Raw genomic sequence first — 16,784 nt, forward strand, 5'->3', positions numbered from 1 at the left:
AAATCTAGGCGCTTGCGGCCTCATAGGCCAGCATGGCGCGCTTGCGATTCACACCCCAGTGATATCCGGTCAGCCGCCCGTCCGACGCCAGGACGCGGTGACAGGGAATGAGCCAGCTCACCGGATTGGCCCCGACCGCCGCTCCCACAGCCCGCGATGCCTTGGGGGTACACACCTCGCTGGCAATATCGCGATAGGTCACGGTCTGGCCGGATGGAATACCGAGCAGGGCGCGCCAGACCTGGCGCTGCCAGGGCGTGCCATAGAGCGCCAGTGGCACCGGCCCGCCCGATTCGCAGAAAATCCGCGTCGCCCAGCGCAGGGCTTCGTCATCATCGCGTGTGTATTGCGCCGCCGGATACCGGCGGTGCAGATCATCAAAAGCCGTGTCCAGATCGGGATCTGCAAAGGCCAGGGCTGAAAGGCCGCGCGGCGAAACCAAGAACACGCCCGGTCCGAAAGGGGTGGGGGCCATGCCCCAGAAAAAGGACAGGCCGGCACCGCGGGCCCTCGCTTGACCGGGTGTAACCGCCTCGTGAGCGATGAAAAGATCGTGCAGACGGCCCGGCCCCGACAGGCCGGCCTCATAGCTGGCGTCAAGGATGTTGGCCCCGTCCGCCAGCGCTTCGCGCGCGGCCGAATGTGCGAGTGCGCCGACATATTTTTTCGGGCTTACCCCAACCCAGCGCGAAAACACGCGCTGGAAATGATGCGGAGACAGTCCGGCAGCAGCAGCGGCGGCCGCTAGGTCGGGATGGTCCCGCCAGCGGTCACCCAGAAATTCCAGCGCCTCGCTGATGCGGTCGAAATCACGCGCGGCGGCATAAAGATCATAGGCGAGAGGGTCTGCAATATCGGTCATGTGCCAAGAATGGCGTCAGCCGCGTTTACGCGCCACCCGTTTCTTGCGGCGATGGCGCGCGGGCCCGGCTGAGTGCCAGCCTGATCGCCTCTCCCAGATCCGGCCGTTCGCGCGGACTGAGAAAACTGCCGACGATCAGCCGCTTGCCGGAGGCTGACAGTTCAACCGCTGCATCATGCTTGCCGGCATGGTGAAGTGTGACGCGGGCCCACGCCGTCGGCAGGACATAATGACGTGTCACGCCATTGGGGTGCTGCCGGTGGATCAGGACCCGGTCACGGGCGATCCGGATGATTTCCCGCCGCCGCCCATCGCGGTAGCTGATCTTGAAGGCCAGCCAGACCAGGAAAATGTCGAGACCGAAGAAGAACGGGATCGGCCACGCGCCCATTCGCAAATAAACAAGTCCGGCAGTAAAACTCATAATCGCCAGAACAATCATGAGCGCAATGAAGCCGGGATTGGGCAGGGACCGGTTGGGGGCCAGCACCGCATCCATGAAAAGCGGGCCGTCAGGGGCTTCGGGAAGGCGCAATTCCGCCGGACAGGATTCAACAGGGCCTTGCATTTGGTTTAATATAGAATCCTGTTCTGGAAAGTCGCGTGACGAATTGGCTCACATGCATTAGGCGCAAGGCATGGTCGAGCCCGCCCTCCTTCTAGGCTTCATGGTCACCGCGCTGATCATCGAGCTCACGCCGGGCCCGAACATGGCCTGGCTGGTCATGCTCAGCCTCAGCGAGGGGCGCAGGGCAGGCTATATGGCAAGCGGCGGCATCGCGCTGGGTCTCTTGTTGATCTCCAGCCTTGCCGCACTGGGACTGGCCGCGCTGATTTCTGCTTCGCCCCTGCTGTACGAAGGGTTACGGTGGACCGGTGCGCTTTTCCTGCTTTATCTCGCGGTCGAGGGCTGGCTGTCGGCAGAAAAGGCCGCCCCGGCGCTGGCGGCCGGACAGAACTGGCAGCATGGCCTGCGCGGTTTCGTCATTAATGTGCTGAATCCGAAAGCCGCCTTCTTCTATGTAACGGTTCTGCCGCAATTCATTGCCACGGGCCGCGACGAGCGCGCACAGGCCCTGATTCTCGCCCTGACCTCGGTTGCGATCGCAACACTCATCCATTTGTTGCTTGTGACGCTGGCGGCCAGCCTGCGGGGGTTTATCGAGAATGAACGCCAGAACCGTCTGGTACGCCGCGTCCTCGCCGTGGGCCTGGCCATCGTCACGGTCTGGCTTTTGATCTCGACGGCACGATAGGGCTTGGCGCGGCAGAGGCGGCGGGGTATCGAGCTTTCATGCCGCGCAAGAAAAAACCTGCCCCGTTCACGACCGAGGAAGCCACGGATTTGTTCGCCCGGCTGGCCGAAGTCCGGCCCGAACCCGCAACCGAGCTGGAATATGTCAACCCTTTCACCCTGGTGGTGGCCGTTGCCCTGTCGGCCCAGGCCACGGATGTCGGGGTTAACAAGGCGACGAGAAAACTGTTTGCCATTGCCAATACGCCGGAAAAAATGGCGGCGCTCGGTGAGGATGGAATCCGGGAGCATATCAAGACCATTGGTCTCTTCCGCAACAAGGCCAGAAATGTCCATGCGCTCTCGCGAATGATTCTGGAGGAGTTCGGGGGTGAAGTCCCCCGGACCCGTGAAGCGCTGGAAAAACTGCCCGGCGTCGGCCGCAAGACCGCCAATGTCGTGATGAATGAGGCGTTCGGCGAACCGACCATCGCCGTAGATACGCATATCTTCCGGGTCTCGAACCGGACCGGCCTCGCGCCGGGGAAAAATCCGCTCGAGGTCGAGCTCAAGCTGGAAAAAATCATCCCTTCGCAATATCTGAAGGGGGCGCATCACTGGCTGATCCTGCACGGACGCTATACCTGCAAGGCTCGCAAACCCGATTGCGGAAATTGCGCGATTGCCGATCTTTGCCGGTATGAGGAGAAGACGCCGGCCTAGCCGGGCCGGACGATGTCCTCATACCCGAAAGCGTCGCGCAGCCCGTCGCGCAGATCGCGCATGGCCGCATTGTTGCAGCCCTGGAACCATTCGACCGTGTGCGATCCCCTGCGGTTCGTCCATGTCACGGTCAGGGTCGGCATGTCCGAGAGCGGCGGGCCGGGGCAGACGGAAGGATTATTGTAGGTGATGTCAGACGGCAGCCCGAAAAAGTCAGCTTCTTCCAGCAAATCCACCATCCGCGTATAACTGCCAGACTCGAGGCGGCCTTCGGTCAGGCCATTGATGCGTGTGAACCGCTCGCCATTGAGAAGATAGCGGTCATCCGGCGTCAGGGTCACATCATAGATCGGGCACTGGCCAAAACACGGACCTTCAGACACCTCGATTGATCCGGTCGCATTCGAACTGGTTGCACAGGCCGCCAGAGCAAAAAGGCTGATTGTCATCAAGAATGCACGCATCGTCGAATCTCCGGTTCTTTCGTCGCACCATGCCGCACAATTTCGGCAAAGTCATGACATTCCCGCCGGTTTTGCTAACAGGCGGTCAAGCGCTGCCGCAAAATGTGCCCCCATATAGGCACCCTGCTCGGGGTAGAAATAGGGCTCGATCAGCTCCAGCTCCATCACTTTCCAGCCATCATCCGCTCCGCGCATCAGATCGACCCGGGCATAGAGAAGCGGGCCGGAAACCGTTTCCAGCGCCGCATGCGCCATCGCCAGCGCATCGGCGGGCGGATCGGCTTTCACTTCCGTCGCGCCATACATGGATTGGGTGCGATAATCCCCCGCCCGGGGCTTTTTCACCAGCCCGTGGGAGAAAACCCGGTCAAAAAACAAAAGGGTCAGCTCGCCCTCCTGCTCGGCGGCTTTCAGGAAAGGCTGGATCAGGCAGGCCTCCGGCGGCAATTCCGCGGCAGACGGCAGCGGTGCGCCTTTTTTCAGCCGCGCCTGCCGCCAGGCGCTGGCGCCAATGCGCGGCTTGATGACGATATCGTCAGTACCCAGAGCCGTGAAAGCGCCATGAAGTGCCGCCTCGTCCGCCGCATCCGCCCAGAGCGTCGGGATGGTGGCTATGCCCTGACCGGCCAGGTCCTTCAGATAGGATTTATCGGAATTCCAGCGCACCGTCTCGACCGGATTGAGCAGCGCAACCTGTTTGCTGATGCGGTCCATCGTTTCCAGAAACAGGGCCGGTTTCTGCATGTAATCCCAACACGTGCCAATGATGACAGCTTCATAGGCAGAAGGGTCAAAGGCCGGATCATCCCATACGGCCTCCTCCAGCGAGATCAGGCGATGCTTGCAGGCCGGCTGCAACGCTGAAAATTCCAGCGTGTGCTCCCACGCATCCTCGCGGGCATCGTCATGTCCTTCGAGCATGCAGGTGGCGGTCAGAAAAGCAGCGCGTCTCATGCTTCAGCGGTTAGCGCGCACAGGGACAGCCTGCAAGCTTGCCGCGCCGTTGACCGCGCGCTAAGGCCCGTCCTGACAAAAACCTTACAGCGTTAATGCGCAGGAGCCGGATATGAGCCAGACTGTTTACGATGTTATCGGTGTTGGAAATGCCATTGTGGATGTCATCGCCTCCTGCAACGATGCCTTCCTGACAGATCAGGATATCGAGAAGGGGGCCATGACCCTGATCGATGAAGACCGGGCCAGGGAGCTCTATGCGGCCATGGCGCCGGGCAAGGAAGTGTCCGGCGGATCTGCGGCAAACACGCTGGCCGGGATCGCCTCTTTCGGAGCCCGCGGAGCCTATATCGGAAAGGTCGCGGATGACGAGCTGGGCGAGATTTTCCGCCATGATCTCAATGCCGCCGGTGTCGATTACACGACCGCCCCGCTGAAAGGCGGCCCGCTGACGGCACGCTGCCTGATCAATGTGACGCCGGACGCCCAGCGCTCCATGTCGACCTTTCTGGGGGCCTCCGTCTTCTTTTCTGAAAACGATATTGACGCAGACAAGATCGCTTCGGCCCGCATCACCTATCTGGAAGGCTATCTTTTCGACCGCGATGAGGCCAAGGAAGCCTTTGTAAAGGCAGCAGAAATCGCCAAGGCGGCGAACCGGCTGACCTCGCTGACCCTGTCTGACAGTTTCTGCGTGGATCGCCACCGGGCCGCTTTCCGCCAGCTCGTCCGTAACCATGTGGATATATTGTTCGCCAACGAGGCCGAGCTGGTTTCGCTCTATGAAGCCGGCAGTTTCGATGAGGCGTTGAAGGCGGTGACAGCTGAAACCCGCATTGCCGCCATCACGCGGTCCGAAAAGGGCGCTGTGCTGATAGACAAGGGTGTGGCCGTTTCCATTCCCGCTGAGCCCGTGAGCGCGGTCGTCGATACGACCGGTGCCGGTGATCTTTTCGCCGCCGGCATGTTGACCGGACTGGCGTCGGGACTCGATCTCCAGACCTCGGGCCGCCTTGGCGCGATCGCCGCCGCCGAGATCATCTCCCATATCGGCGCGCGCCCGAATGTCAGCCTCAGGGTGCTGGCCCAAAAGAACGGAATTGAGCTTGGCGGCTGATTTCAAGTGTTTCACAGGTATTAACCGCAGTCTTCAAATGCAGGCCGGGTCTGTTAACGAAACCTGATTGTCCCTTTAACCGTGTTTCAAACCCTTTCTGCCATCTTGCACCCGAACGAGAAAAACAATCTCCGGGTGGTAGGACATGTTTCCAGGTGGTTTGAAAGACACATTCGCGTCTGAAAGCTCCATGTCTGTGCCGGTCCGGACCAGCTGACCAAGGGCGCTCCATGGCACCGCTTCACAGCCTGATTTCACGCTTTATGCGTTCGCTTGTCATGAAGTTCACCGTCATGACGGCTCTGCTCATGATGGCGACGGCCACTTTCCTTATGGTGATAGAAAACCGGAATGTGCGCCAGGACAATCAGGCCGTGCTGGTCGAGCGCGCCAGCATGAAGGCGCAGATGCTCGCGCTGAATGTGTCGGATGATATCCTCGCCGATGACCACGCCCGCCTCCAGGGGCGCGTTTCCAGCCTGGTCGAGCGGGCGGACGTCACCGAGGCCTTTATAGCCGATGCGCGACGCAGAACGCTTGTGCACAGCGACCCGTCCTCCTCCATTCATGCCGGGCTGGCGACAGATCCGCTGGTCGTCATGGCGCTGGGTTCCGGCGAAACCCGGTCGGAAATCCGTGGCAATGCCGTGCATGTCGCCGCGCCGGTTTACAGCACCGCCAATAGACTGGTCGGGGTGGTCTACACCCAGTCATCCATGGATGAATTGCATGCCGCCTCCCGGGCCGCCCTGCAACGCCACGCGCTGACAGCCACCGTCGCGCTGCTGATCTTTCTGCCGATCGCCGGCGGTCTCGTCTTCTGGGCCCTGCGGCCGATTGCACGTCTGACCGACGCGGCCCGGACCGCATCATCCAAATCCCTGGATGTCCGCATTAATGTCAAAACCGGCGATGAGCTCGAAGTATTGGCCAATGCCTTCAACCGCATGCTGTCGCGGATCGATTCCAATCTGAAACGCATTCACCGCCTGGCTTATGTCGACATGGTCACGGAGCTGCCGAACCGCGAACGCTTCCGCAAGGAAGTCGAGCGCGTCACGCGCAAGGCCGTCGAGGAAGAAACCAGCGGGGCTGTGCTCTTTCTTGACCTGGACCGTTTCAAGCGGGTCAATGATTCTCTGGGCATTGGCGAAGGCGACCGCTTGCTGGAAATGGTGGCGCGCCGCTTGCGTGAAGCCGCGCGAGGCTATGATCTTTCGCGCGGGGGCGAAGGCGAGCCGTCCATGGTGGCGCGGCTGGGCGGTGATGAATTCACCCTGCTTGTGCCTCATGTCGAGAGCTCGGCCGATGTCGCACGCTATGCCCAGCAGATCATCTCGGCCATCCGCCGCCCGTTTGATGTTTCCGGTCACCAGGTTTTCCTGGGCGTCAGCATCGGCATTGCCGTCTTCCCGCAGGACGGGGCCGAGCCGGAAAGCCTGCTGCGCCATGCCGACCTCGCCATGGCACATGCCAAAGAGGCGGGTGGCAATGCGGCCAACTTCTTCGAGCCACGGATGAACCAGACTGCCTTCGAGCGCCTCGTGCTGGAAAACGAGCTTCGTGACGCCGTGAAGGACAATCAGCTGGTTGTGTATTACCAGCCGAAAGTCCGCATGAGCGACGGCATTATCGAGGGATCCGAGGCGCTGGTCCGCTGGAATCACCCAACCTCCGGCCTGCTCAGCCCGGGTCATTTTATCGAAGCCGCCGAGGAATCCGGCCTGATTGGCGAGATTGGCGACTGGGTGATGCGCAATGCCTGCAGCCAGGCAGCCGAATGGGCCAGCCACGGCTTGAGCCTGCCCGTCGCGGTCAATGTTTCGGCCATGCAGTTCGAGCGACCCGGCTTTGCCGACACGGTCATGGAAATCCTCGAACAGACCGGCCTGCCGCCAGAATTGCTTGAAATCGAGCTGACCGAATCCATCGCCATGCGCGATCCCCAGCGCGTCATTGATCAGGTTCAGCCCCTGCGCGACCGCGGCGTCAAATTCGCAATTGATGATTTCGGCACCGGACACTCTTCCCTGTCCTATCTGACGCGCATGCCGTTTGACGTCTTCAAGATTGACCAGAGCTTTGTCCGCTCCATGTCGCAGGATCCGCACTCGCGCGCCGTGGTCGAGACCATTCTCGCCCTCGCCAAAGCTCTGAAGCTGAAAACGGTGGCCGAAGGCGTCGAAACGACCGAACAGCTCACCGCACTCCGCGAGGAGGGGGCAACGCTGGCCCAGGGTTATCTTTTCTCCAAACCCGTTCCGGCGGCCGATTTCGAGGTCTATGCCCGCAACAGCCTGGCCGACGATGTAAGGGCTGCGCGCGCCTGATTAGCGGGCCTTGACGGCGGGCGGCCGGACCCCGACCTTGCCTCCGATACATCCGGAGGCTTCCATGACACAAACCGACAAGGCGCCGGGCTGGCGCGGCACCACGATTCTGGGTGTCCGCAAGGGCGGCAAATTCGTGCTCGCCGGAGACGGGCAGGTCTCGGTTGGCCCGACGATCATGAAGGGCAATGCCCGCAAGGTGCGCCGGCTGGCCGGCGGCAAGGTCGTGGCCGGATTTGCGGGGGCCACAGCAGACGCCTTTGCCCTGTTCGAGCGGCTCGAATCCAAACTTGAAAAACATTCCGGCCATCTTGCCCGTGCCTGTGTCGAACTGGCCAAGGACTGGCGTACGGACCGCTATCTGCGCCGTCTGGACGCCATGCTCATCGTCGGCGACAAGGACGTCACATATCTGATCACGGGGGCGGGCGACGTGCTCGAGCCGGAAGATGGCGTGGTCGCGGTCGGTTCAGGCGGAAATTTCGCCCTGTCCGCTGCACGCGCCCTCATGGAATATGAAGAAGATGCCGAAACACTTGCCCGCAAGGCCATGGCGATTGCCGCCCGCATCTGCGTCTACACCAATGACCAATTGACCATCGAGGTGATGGAGGCTGACGACTAGTCAGCGCGCGAAAATCTGTGTCTCGTCACGGAACGTCTTGAATTCCAGCGCATTGCCGCTGGGATCAATGACAAAGAAGGTGCCCTGTTCGCCCGCCAGCCCCTTGAACCGCACATAGGGCTCGATCACGAAATCAGCCCCGCCCGCTTTCAGCCTGGCGGCCAGCTTTTCCCAGGCATCCCAGTCCATCAACAGGCCAAAATGGCGCACAGGCACTTTTTTGCCATCGACATCATTGGCAATGGCACCGCCACATTCTTCCGGCGCGTAATGCGCCACGATCTGATGGCCGAACAGGTCGAAATCGATCCAGTGACCGGGGTCCTCCCGGCCTTCCGGGCAGCCCAGCAGGCCGCCATAAAAGCCGCGGGCCGACTCCAGATCATGAACCGGAAACGCCAGATGAAAGCGGGGTCGTATTGTGTTTGACATGAAAATCCTCAGCTCCGGCATTTGTGGAAGCAGGCAGGGCAGACTACATGGCATGTAGAATTAAACCGGAAAGACCGCCCTGCCCATGACTGATTTTTCGCCCCGCGAGATTGTTTCCGAACTCGACCGCTTCATCATCGGTCAGAAAGACGCCAAGCGTGCCGTCGCCATAGCGCTGCGCAATCGCTGGCGCCGCAGCCAGTTGGAACCGGGTCTGCGCGAGGAAGTCACACCGAAGAATATTCTGATGATCGGGCCGACCGGCGTCGGCAAGACCGAGATTTCGCGCCGCCTGGCCAAACTGGCCCGCGCACCCTTCCTGAAAGTCGAGGCGACCAAATTCACCGAAGTCGGTTATGTCGGCCGTGACGTGGACCAGATTGCGCGCGATCTGGTCGAAATCGCCATCGGCATGGTGCGCGATGAAAAGCGTGAGGCGGTTCGCTCCCGCGCCCACAAGATGGCGGAAGACCGCGTGCTGAAAGCGCTGGTGGGCAATACTGCCAGCGATGCGACAAAGGACAGCTTCCGCAAGAAGCTTCGGGATGGCGAGCTTGACGACAAGGAGATCGAGATCGATCTCGCTGATAACAGCTCGCCCTTCCAGCAACTGGATATCCCGGGCCTGCCGGGCGGGGCGGGTGTTCTCAACCTGTCAGACATGTTCGGAAAGGGGATGGGCGGAAAGTCCAAACGCATCCGCACCACCGTCAAGAAGGCCTATGAGCCCCTGATCGCCGAAGAAGCCGACAAGCTGATCGATGAAAGCGCCATCGCGGCGGAAGCCATTCGTATGGCCGAAAATGACGGCATCGTCTTCCTGGATGAAGTCGACAAGATCACTGCCCGGTCAGATGCGCGCGGGGCTGATGTCAGCCGCGAGGGTGTGCAGCGTGACCTGCTGCCGCTGATCGAGGGCACAACGGTTTCCACCAAGCACGGGCCCGTCAAGACCGACCATATCCTCTTTATTGCCTCCGGTGCTTTTCATGTCGCCAAACCGTCGGACATGTTGCCGGAATTGCAGGGCCGCTTGCCCATCCGCGTTGAATTGCGGGCGCTGACGAAAGAGGATTTCAAACGCATCCTGACTGAGCCGGAAGCCAGCCTGATCAAGCAGTATACTGCCTTGATGGGCACCGAAGAGGTGACGCTGGACATCACCGATGACGCCATTGACGAGATTGCAGGTCTGGCCGCGTCGGTGAATGAAAGCGTCGAGAATATCGGCGCAAGACGGCTTCAGACCGTCATGGAGAAATTGGTCGAGGACATCTCCTTCACCGCGTCTGACCGCGCCGGTGAAACCGTCCGGATTGACGGTGAATTTGTCCGCAAGACGGTCGGCGAACTTGCTGGCAATGCGGATCTGTCGAAATTCATTCTCTAGCTGTTGCGGATCATCACATAGAAAGCGCCATCGCCGCCATGACGCCGATGGGCTGTGGCGTATCCCGACACCAGATGCCGCAATTCCGGTTCCGCCAGCCATTCCGGAAACCGTCTCCGGATCACACCGGGCGGCGCATCGCCGGGCCCGCGCTCCCGGGCACCGGCCTTTCCCTTTCCGGTAATGACCAGAACCGCACGAAACCCCCGCGACCGGGCAGCGTGCAGAAAATGGCCCAGCGCTGTGCGTGCCGCCTCCTGTGTCATCCCGTGAAGGTCAATCCTCGCGTCAATCTCGACGCGGCCCCGCCGCAAGCGGCGCTCGGCAGAGCGGTCAGCGGGCGGCGGCTTGGCTTTGGCCGCCCCCGGTTGGGGGGCCGGTTTCCGGTCAGGTTGGCCGGTCCGGGTGATTATCGGCCCGGCCGTTTCGGCCATCCATTCGGCTTCAAGGTCTTCACGCGACGGATGGAGCGGCGTCACGGTTTTTATCACCTGCCGCCAGATCTGGCGTTCGTCCGGTTTCAGACGGCGCCCGCTCATACCGGCTGGAGCAACTGTTCGGCCACGGCATGTGGCAGAAGCACAATCCATTCCGCTTGCGCCCGGGTTGATCCGGCGCGCCGTTCCGCGGTTTCACCCCAGCCATAGAAGAAATCCCCGCGCATCGGCCCGCGAATGGCCCCGCCCGTATCCTGCGTCACCATAAGGCCTTGCCAGCCGGGCGCTTCCGGCAAGTCGGCGCTGATGATGACCGGCACGCCATAGGGCAGGAAGGCCGGATCTACCGCAATGGAAGCCATCGGTGTCAGGGGCAGCCCCGCGGCGCCGCGCGGTCCGAGCCCGGGATCGGGCAGGGGTTCCAGCCCGAAGAAGACATACCGCGGATTGACCGCAAAAAGACCGGCGGTCGCCTCCGGTCCGTTTTCATTGAGCCAGGATTCGATCCCCGCCTTCGACGCCTGGTGCAAGTCCAGCTCGCCGCGCGACACCAGCTCACGACCAATCGACGCATAAGGCAGGCCGTTATGGGCGGAAAAAGCGGCACGAAGCGTTTCGCCGTCCTCGAAAACCAGCCGGCCGGAGCCCTGTATCTGCAGGAAAAAGACATCGATCGGCCGGCCCCAGGCGAGCGGCTCACCGGCATTTCCGGTCTCGATCTCTGCCCGGTCCAGATAGGGAATGAAGCGGTTGCCCTCAACGCGGCCCATCAGCCTTTGACCGGCCAGTTCCTCGGAAAAATCACCCAGATCCGCCGTAAGGAGATCCTCCGGCCGCGATCGTATGGGCTGGGTAAACACCCCCTGACGGGTCCGGCGCACCTCGACTTCCGGCTCGTAATAGCCCGTGAGCAGACCCGAAGCCGTGTCCCCCGCAGTGATGCGGACCGGGACAAAGCGGGATTCAAAAAACGCGCGCGCAGACATCGTCTCTCGGCCGCGGCACACCGCCTGCCAGTCAGCAGCAGTGCCGCCAATCTCCGAGCGAGGCGACAGCGCCTGACCGGGCGGCATCCGGCCGATTGACTCGCAGGAGCGGGAAAAAGCGCCATGGGCGGGGGCAAGGTCAAGATCGGGCCAGGACCGGATATCCGGCCAGTCGAGCAATTGATATTGGAGTTCCGACTCCACCACAGGTCCGGGGTCTGGCTCTGGCAGAGGCTCCGGAGGCGGTCCATCCTGGCGCGTACACGACAGAAGCAGAAGTGAGAATGCGAGTGTGCTAAGCGGTCCTGACGCCCGCCAGCTTCCAGTTCGGGTCACGGCTGCCAGCATCCTTTTCAAAGGTCCAGATTTCCTCAACCGTATTCAGCCGGGTGAGATCGCCCGAGACACGTTGCCCGTCCTTGTCTTTCGTTTCCGTTGAGATGTCGGCCTTGAACCGCACTTTCACAGAGAAAAGCTGCCCGTCTTGCTGGCTTTCGAGGATCTCCGATTCCGCAATACGGTCAATTTCGGTTACGGTCGTCTGATCCCGGCTTTCACGATCGGAAATGGCTTTCTCATACCGGCTATAGACTTTTGGGGTCAGAAGCGGCCGCAGCGCGTCGCGGTCGCCCTTGGCAAAGCCTTCAACCACAAGCGCATAGGCTTTCCTGGCCCCGTCCAGAAACAGCGCCGGATCCATGTCGACAACCCATTTGGACCCGGTTTCGCCATCCGCCATGGCGGGTGAGATTTCTGCCGATTTCGGTTTTTCGTCCTGTGCGGGCGTCACCGGGCGCAGATCCGGTGTATGCCCGGTCTTGCGGCCCAGAACCATGAACAGGCGATAGCCGAAAAAGGCGGCCGCGCCTGCGGCTATAAGGAGAGTAATCAGTTCCATTCAGGAATATGGCTCCATCAATTTGGTCTTGGTGCCTAACATAGGCCGGAGCGGTCCGGGAGTCAGCCCGCAGCCACTGTCTTGCTCCCATGGCGCGCACATGTTACCCGCGCGCCTTCCCTCAATAGCCCGGACAGGCCGGGCCTTCGCTTACGGGCTGGAGAAACGATCATGGCTGATACGCCGGAAACTGGCGCAACCCCGCCACAGAATGACCAACAAAACATGCCGCAAATGCGGATCCTGGCGCAATATATCAAGGATTTGTCATTCGAGAATCCCGGCGCACCGGCCACGCTGCGGGCCAATCAGGCGCAACCGAATATTGACCTGAATATCGACGTTCAGGCCAAGGCGCTGGAAGGCAACGCCTATGAAGTCGCGATCATCATGTCGGCCCGGGCCACGCGTGGCGAGGAAACCACCTTCATCTGCGAGCTGACCTATTGCGGCCTGTTTGATCTCCTGAACTTCGATGACGTGTCGCGTCAGCCGATGTTGCTGGTGGAGTGCCCGCGGCTGATCTTCCCTTATGCCCGCCGCGTGTTTGCGGATGCGACCCGCGATGGCGGTTTCCCGCCCTTGATGCTGGAGCCAATCGATTTTGCCGGGCTTTACCGCCAGCAACTGGCCAAACAACAGGCCGCCACCGGCAATACGCCAGCAAATGGCGACGCGCCGGTCCAGTAATTGAACGGATCAGAGCAGCCCGGTCTTTTTCCAGACCGGGCGCTCGCCCAGCGTCTCGACAAATGTCAGATGGGCGGCAGCTTCGGCTTCCGTCAGCCGCGAGGCAAGCGGTTGCGAGCGTGCCGGACGCGCCGGAAAAACAACGGTGCCGCCCGTTTCACCCGCGTCCCCGGACAGATCCAGCGCACGTTCACGGCCACCATTCAGCTCGAGATAGACATCTGCCAGCAACAGGGCGTCAATGATGGCGCCGTGCTTGTCGCGGGTTTCCAGAGACACTCCGAAACGCTTGCAGAGCGCGTCCAGTGAGGCATGCGCACCGGGAAACATCTTGCGCGCCATGACAACGGTATCGATCCAGCGCTCATTGGCGATGACAGGTTTGCCGGCGCGCTCCAGCTCCATATTGATGAAACCACGGTCGAAAGGCGCATTATGCGCCACCACATTGGCGTCGCCGACAAATTCCAGAAAGGCATCGGCGACATCTGCAAAGAGAGGTTTGTCGGCCAGAAACTCCGCCGTCAGTCCGGTGATTTCCGTGGCTTTCGCCGGAACACTGCGTTGCGGATTGACATAGGAATGCCAGGTCCGGCCCGTGGGGATGAAATCCTCGACTTCAACACAACCCATCTCTGTAATCCGGTCCCCTGTACGCGGGTCCAGACCAGTGGTTTCGGTATCAAAGACGATTTCACGCATACATTAATGTATGGACTGATTTGACGCGGCCTTCAAACCGGCGATCAGCTCTTCCACAGATTTCCTTGCTGCTTCAAAGCCCAGAGAGGTGTCGATCAGGAAATCGGCGCGTTTGCGTTTTTCCGCATCCGGAACCTGCCGCGACAGGATTTGTTGGAATTTGGCCTCTGTCATTCCCTCCCGTGCCATAACCCGCTCGCGCTGGACCGCTTCCGGGGCGGTGACCACCAGTATGCCGTCCACACTTGTTTCTGCGCCGGTTTCGAACAGCAGCGGAATATCAAGGACCACGATGGGCGCCCCCGCTTGCCGGGCGGCTTCCAGAAAATCCCGACGCTTTGCCGCCACCAGCGGATGAACAATGGCATTCAGGCGGTCGAAGCCGGAAACATCCTCCGCCAATGCCGCCGAGAGCTTCGCGCGGGAAACTTCGCCATCTTCGATACTTCCGGGAAAGGCGGCCTCGATGAGCGGGACGGCTTCCCCGCCTCTGGCATAGAGGGCGTGCACGGCCGCATCGGAATCAAACACCGGGATCCCGGAATCGCGGAACATGTTGGCCGTTGTCGATTTTCCCATGCCAATGGATCCGGTCAGTCCGAGCTTGTAGACACTCATGGCGCCAGCGCCTTCCTGAGCAATGCGTCAGCCTCGACGGTTTCGGGCACCGCAACACCAAAAAGGGCTTCGAAGGAGGGCCGGGCTTGCCCGATCAGCATGGAAAGGCCGTCAATCAGGGTCAAACCGGCCGCTTTTGCGCCCTCCATGAAAGGACGGCGGGCCGGAGTGTACAGGGTATCAAAAGCAATCGCTCCGGGTTTGCAGATCGTCCAGTCAATGGACGGGCCGGTTTGGCCGTCCAGGCCAAGACTCGTGGCATTGACGATGATATCGGCTGAATGCAGCGCATCTTCGATATTGTCCGGCTCCAGGCTTTCGCCATTGAAGGTTTTGGCAAGCTCATCGGCTCTGGAGCGTGTGCGATTGGCGACAAAAATCTGCGCCGCCTCGCCTTGCCGGGCAGCGGCGCAGACCGCGCGCGCCACACCCCCTGCGCCCAGGATCAATACCGAGCGTTGGCTGAAAGCCTGCCCGGCACCGGCAAGGGCAGAGTGGATGCCGTCAATATCTGTATTCCGGGCCTCGATCCCCTCCGCCCCGAAAAGCAGAAGATTGGCTGCGCCGGTTTTGATCACGGCTTCAGACCGCTGGTCAGCGCATTCAGCCGCTATCGTCTTGAAGGGCAGGGTCACATTCAGCCCGGCAATACCGGATTTACCGAGGGCGCGAAGATCCTTTGCTGACAGGTCCGGATTGGCCGCGAACGGCACATAGGCCCCATTGATTCCGGCCGCCTCGATCCAGCTATTCATCAGGATCGGCGACAGGGAGTGTGTCACCGGTGCGCCGATCACCCCGGCGATCCGTGTGTGCCCGGTGATCATGCCGGAATGACGCCTTCATTGCGCAGCAGCGCCAGTACCGGCAGGAGCGGCAGACCGAGTATGGCGTAATAGTCGCCTTCGATTTTCTCGAAAAGTTGTGCGCCAAGGCCTTCAAACGCATAGGCTCCGACACTGGCCGTCAATTCATCCCCGGCTGTTTCCATATAGTGGTCTAGGAAAGCGTCGGAAAAATCCCTGACGCTCAGATGGCTGTCCTCGGTATGAGTCCAGATGGTTTCACCCTTGCGGATCGCCACCAGCCCCGAATGGAGGATATGGGTTTTGCCGCGCAGCGTCTGCAACCGCGCCCTTGCTTCATCCTTCGACCGAGCCTTGTCATACATCTGCCCGTCGAGGCCGAGGATCTGGTCTGCGCCCAGAACCAGAGTCTCCTCTCCGGCTTGCACCACTTTTGCCTTGGCTTCCGCCAGTTTGACCGCCAGTCCGGACGGGTTTTTGCCGGTCCATTCCGCCTTGATGGCATTCTCATCGATACCCGATGTCTGGACCTCGAACGCCACGCCTGCGTCTTCCAGGATCTGGCGGCGAATCGCGCTGCCGGAGGCCAGAATCAGACGGGTCATGACGCTTTCGCCTTGCGGTCATTGATGAGATTGAGGATTTTTGCGGCGGTCTCCTCGACCGAGCGGCGCGTCACATCAATGGTGGGCCAGCCATGGCGGGCGTACAGTCGCTTGGCGGTAATGATTTCATCCTTTACCGATGTATCATCCACATATTCGGTATCCCGGCCTTCATTCAGCGATAACAGCCGGTTACGGCGGATCTGGACAATCCTTTCCGGAGAGGCGGTCAGACCGACGATCAGCGGGTTTTTGAGATTTTCAATGCCGGCCGGTTCCATCGCGCCCCGCACCAGCGGAATATTGGCCGCCTTGACGCCCCGATGCGCAAGATAGATGCAGGTTGGCGTTTTCGACGTCCGGCTGACACCCAGGAGCACGACATCGGCACCTTCAAGATTTCCGCCCTGTCCATCATCATGCATGATCGCATAATTGAGCGCTTCAATCCGCTCATAATACTGGGCATCCAGATCGTGCTGGGCCCCGGCACGGCTGGAGGGCGGCATCGCCAGATATCCCGACAGCGTGGCGATGATCGGATCCAGGATCGCAATCGCAGGCACACCGATCTTCTGGCAATGATCTTCCAGCCGCCGGCGCATGTCGGCAGAAACAATGGTGTACATGACAACACCGGGGGCCCGTTCGATCTCCTCCAGGGCCCGGTCCAACTGACGCGGCGAGCGGACGAGCGCGTAAAGATGCTCGATCAGTTCCACATCTTCAAACTGCGCCACCGAGGCGCGCATCACTTCTCCCAGCGTTTCGCCGGTTGAATCCGATACCAGATGAACATGAAAACTGCGGGGAGCAGATTTGGACTTGGGCATGCGCGCTATCGGTCCGGACGGGGGTTAATGAAGTGTTAACAAGTCAGGGACTCGTTAACACCCTCACGGGCGAATTTG

General features: G+C 60.8%; 20 protein-coding genes. 7 read left to right on the top strand and 13 right to left on the bottom strand.

What is annotated here, in order from left to right:
• Window positions 1–4: 4 nt before the first annotated feature.
• Entirely contained in the window at window positions 5–862 is an 858-nt protein-coding gene (locus tag DBR16_RS12725; RefSeq protein WP_109261604.1) for a methylated-DNA--[protein]-cysteine S-methyltransferase, read from the bottom strand.
• A 25-nt stretch (window positions 863–887) separates the two neighbouring features.
• Window positions 888–1,430 carry a DUF2244 domain-containing protein gene (locus DBR16_RS12730; protein WP_109261605.1) on the bottom strand — a complete coding sequence of 181 codons (543 nt, stop codon included), beginning with the start codon at window positions 1,428–1,430 and terminating at the stop codon, window positions 888–890.
• Window positions 1,431–1,500: 70 nt separating this feature from the next.
• Between DBR16_RS12730 and DBR16_RS12735 the strand changes: the two genes are divergently transcribed.
• Together DBR16_RS12735 and nth are read left to right on the top strand one after the other, a co-directional pair.
• Window positions 1,501–2,118, top strand: a complete 618-nt coding sequence (locus DBR16_RS12735) for a LysE family translocator (RefSeq protein ID WP_109261606.1) — start codon at window positions 1,501–1,503, stop codon at window positions 2,116–2,118.
• A 38-nt stretch (window positions 2,119–2,156) separates the two neighbouring features.
• Window positions 2,157–2,819, top strand: coding sequence for an endonuclease III (gene nth / locus DBR16_RS12740; protein WP_109261607.1), 663 nt, complete (start codon window positions 2,157–2,159; stop codon window positions 2,817–2,819).
• Here the strand turns inward: nth and DBR16_RS12745 are convergent.
• Both DBR16_RS12745 and DBR16_RS12750 read right to left on the bottom strand, forming a co-directional pair.
• On the bottom strand, window positions 2,816–3,283 hold the full coding sequence (locus DBR16_RS12745) for a DUF6438 domain-containing protein (RefSeq protein WP_109261608.1): 468 nt from the start codon (window positions 3,281–3,283) through the stop codon (window positions 2,816–2,818). The two genes, nth and DBR16_RS12745, sit on opposite strands and share 4 nt — an antisense overlap.
• A gap of 51 nt (window positions 3,284–3,334) precedes the next feature.
• Window positions 3,335–4,237, bottom strand: coding sequence for an ATP-grasp domain-containing protein (locus tag DBR16_RS12750; RefSeq protein ID WP_109261609.1), 903 nt, complete (start codon window positions 4,235–4,237; stop codon window positions 3,335–3,337).
• Window positions 4,238–4,349: 112 nt separating this feature from the next.
• Here DBR16_RS12750 and DBR16_RS12755 point away from each other — a divergent pair, with 112 nt between their 5' ends.
• The 3 genes from DBR16_RS12755 (at window position 4,350) to hslV (ending at window position 8,309) form a co-directional block, all read left to right on the top strand.
• Window positions 4,350–5,354 carry an adenosine kinase gene (locus DBR16_RS12755; protein WP_109261610.1) on the top strand — a complete coding sequence of 335 codons (1,005 nt, stop codon included), beginning with the start codon at window positions 4,350–4,352 and terminating at the stop codon, window positions 5,352–5,354.
• Window positions 5,355–5,584: 230 nt separating this feature from the next.
• Window positions 5,585–7,684, top strand: a complete 2,100-nt coding sequence (locus DBR16_RS12760; RefSeq protein WP_109261611.1) for a putative bifunctional diguanylate cyclase/phosphodiesterase — start codon at window positions 5,585–5,587, stop codon at window positions 7,682–7,684.
• Between the two features lie 64 nt (window positions 7,685–7,748).
• Window positions 7,749–8,309 (top strand): ATP-dependent protease subunit HslV, encoded by a 561-nt coding sequence (hslV, locus tag DBR16_RS12765; RefSeq protein ID WP_109261612.1) that lies wholly within the window; start codon window positions 7,749–7,751, stop codon window positions 8,307–8,309.
• On the opposite strand, the gene DBR16_RS12770 is transcribed toward hslV, so the two are convergent.
• On the bottom strand, window positions 8,310–8,741 hold the full coding sequence (locus DBR16_RS12770; protein ID WP_109261613.1) for a VOC family protein: 432 nt from the start codon (window positions 8,739–8,741) through the stop codon (window positions 8,310–8,312).
• An 85-nt stretch (window positions 8,742–8,826) separates the two neighbouring features.
• Between DBR16_RS12770 and hslU the strand changes: the two genes are divergently transcribed.
• On the top strand, window positions 8,827–10,131 hold the full coding sequence (gene hslU, locus DBR16_RS12775; RefSeq protein WP_109261614.1) for an ATP-dependent protease ATPase subunit HslU: 1,305 nt from the start codon (window positions 8,827–8,829) through the stop codon (window positions 10,129–10,131).
• On the opposite strand, the gene DBR16_RS12780 is transcribed toward hslU, so the two are convergent.
• From DBR16_RS12780 to DBR16_RS12790, 3 genes are all read right to left on the bottom strand, one after another.
• Window positions 10,128–10,670 (bottom strand): Smr/MutS family protein, encoded by a 543-nt coding sequence (locus DBR16_RS12780; RefSeq protein WP_109261615.1) that lies wholly within the window; start codon window positions 10,668–10,670, stop codon window positions 10,128–10,130. The two genes, hslU and DBR16_RS12780, sit on opposite strands and share 4 nt — an antisense overlap.
• Window positions 10,667–11,758, bottom strand: a complete 1,092-nt coding sequence (mltA, locus tag DBR16_RS12785; protein WP_233347834.1) for a murein transglycosylase A — start codon at window positions 11,756–11,758, stop codon at window positions 10,667–10,669. Before mltA ends, DBR16_RS12780 begins: the two co-directional genes overlap by 4 nt.
• Before the next feature lie 91 nt (window positions 11,759–11,849).
• Window positions 11,850–12,452 carry a Tim44/TimA family putative adaptor protein gene (locus DBR16_RS12790; RefSeq protein ID WP_109261617.1) on the bottom strand — a complete coding sequence of 201 codons (603 nt, stop codon included), beginning with the start codon at window positions 12,450–12,452 and terminating at the stop codon, window positions 11,850–11,852.
• A gap of 171 nt (window positions 12,453–12,623) precedes the next feature.
• On the opposite strand from DBR16_RS12790, the gene secB reads away from it, so the two are divergent.
• On the top strand, window positions 12,624–13,142 hold the full coding sequence (secB, locus tag DBR16_RS12795; RefSeq protein WP_109261618.1) for a protein-export chaperone SecB: 519 nt from the start codon (window positions 12,624–12,626) through the stop codon (window positions 13,140–13,142).
• 9 nt (window positions 13,143–13,151) lie between these two features.
• Here the strand turns inward: secB and dnaQ are convergent, their stop codons facing one another.
• Genes dnaQ through DBR16_RS12820 form a run of 5 tightly spaced genes read right to left on the bottom strand, consistent with a single transcriptional unit; the run spans window position 13,152 to window position 16,706 of the window.
• Complete coding sequence (gene dnaQ / locus DBR16_RS12800) at window positions 13,152–13,844, bottom strand: DNA polymerase III subunit epsilon (RefSeq protein ID WP_109261619.1); 693 nt, start codon at window positions 13,842–13,844, stop codon at window positions 13,152–13,154.
• Between the two features lie 3 nt (window positions 13,845–13,847).
• Entirely contained in the window at window positions 13,848–14,462 is a 615-nt protein-coding gene (gene coaE / locus DBR16_RS12805) for a dephospho-CoA kinase (protein ID WP_109261620.1), read from the bottom strand.
• Window positions 14,459–15,289 (bottom strand): shikimate dehydrogenase family protein, encoded by an 831-nt coding sequence (locus DBR16_RS12810; protein WP_109261621.1) that lies wholly within the window; start codon window positions 15,287–15,289, stop codon window positions 14,459–14,461. The genes coaE and DBR16_RS12810 overlap by 4 nt, the downstream gene beginning before the upstream one ends.
• On the bottom strand, window positions 15,286–15,873 hold the full coding sequence (locus tag DBR16_RS12815; RefSeq protein WP_109261622.1) for a nucleoside triphosphate pyrophosphatase: 588 nt from the start codon (window positions 15,871–15,873) through the stop codon (window positions 15,286–15,288). Before DBR16_RS12815 ends, DBR16_RS12810 begins: the two co-directional genes overlap by 4 nt.
• A complete protein-coding gene (locus tag DBR16_RS12820; protein WP_109261623.1) occupies window positions 15,870–16,706 on the bottom strand; it encodes a pyruvate, water dikinase regulatory protein in 837 nt (278 codons plus the stop codon). Before DBR16_RS12820 ends, DBR16_RS12815 begins: the two co-directional genes overlap by 4 nt.
• Window positions 16,707–16,784 lie beyond the last annotated feature (78 nt).

The sequence above is a fragment of the Hyphobacterium indicum genome (assembly GCF_003129605.1).
GTDB classification, from domain to species: domain Bacteria; phylum Pseudomonadota; class Alphaproteobacteria; order Caulobacterales; family Maricaulaceae; genus Hyphobacterium; species Hyphobacterium indicum.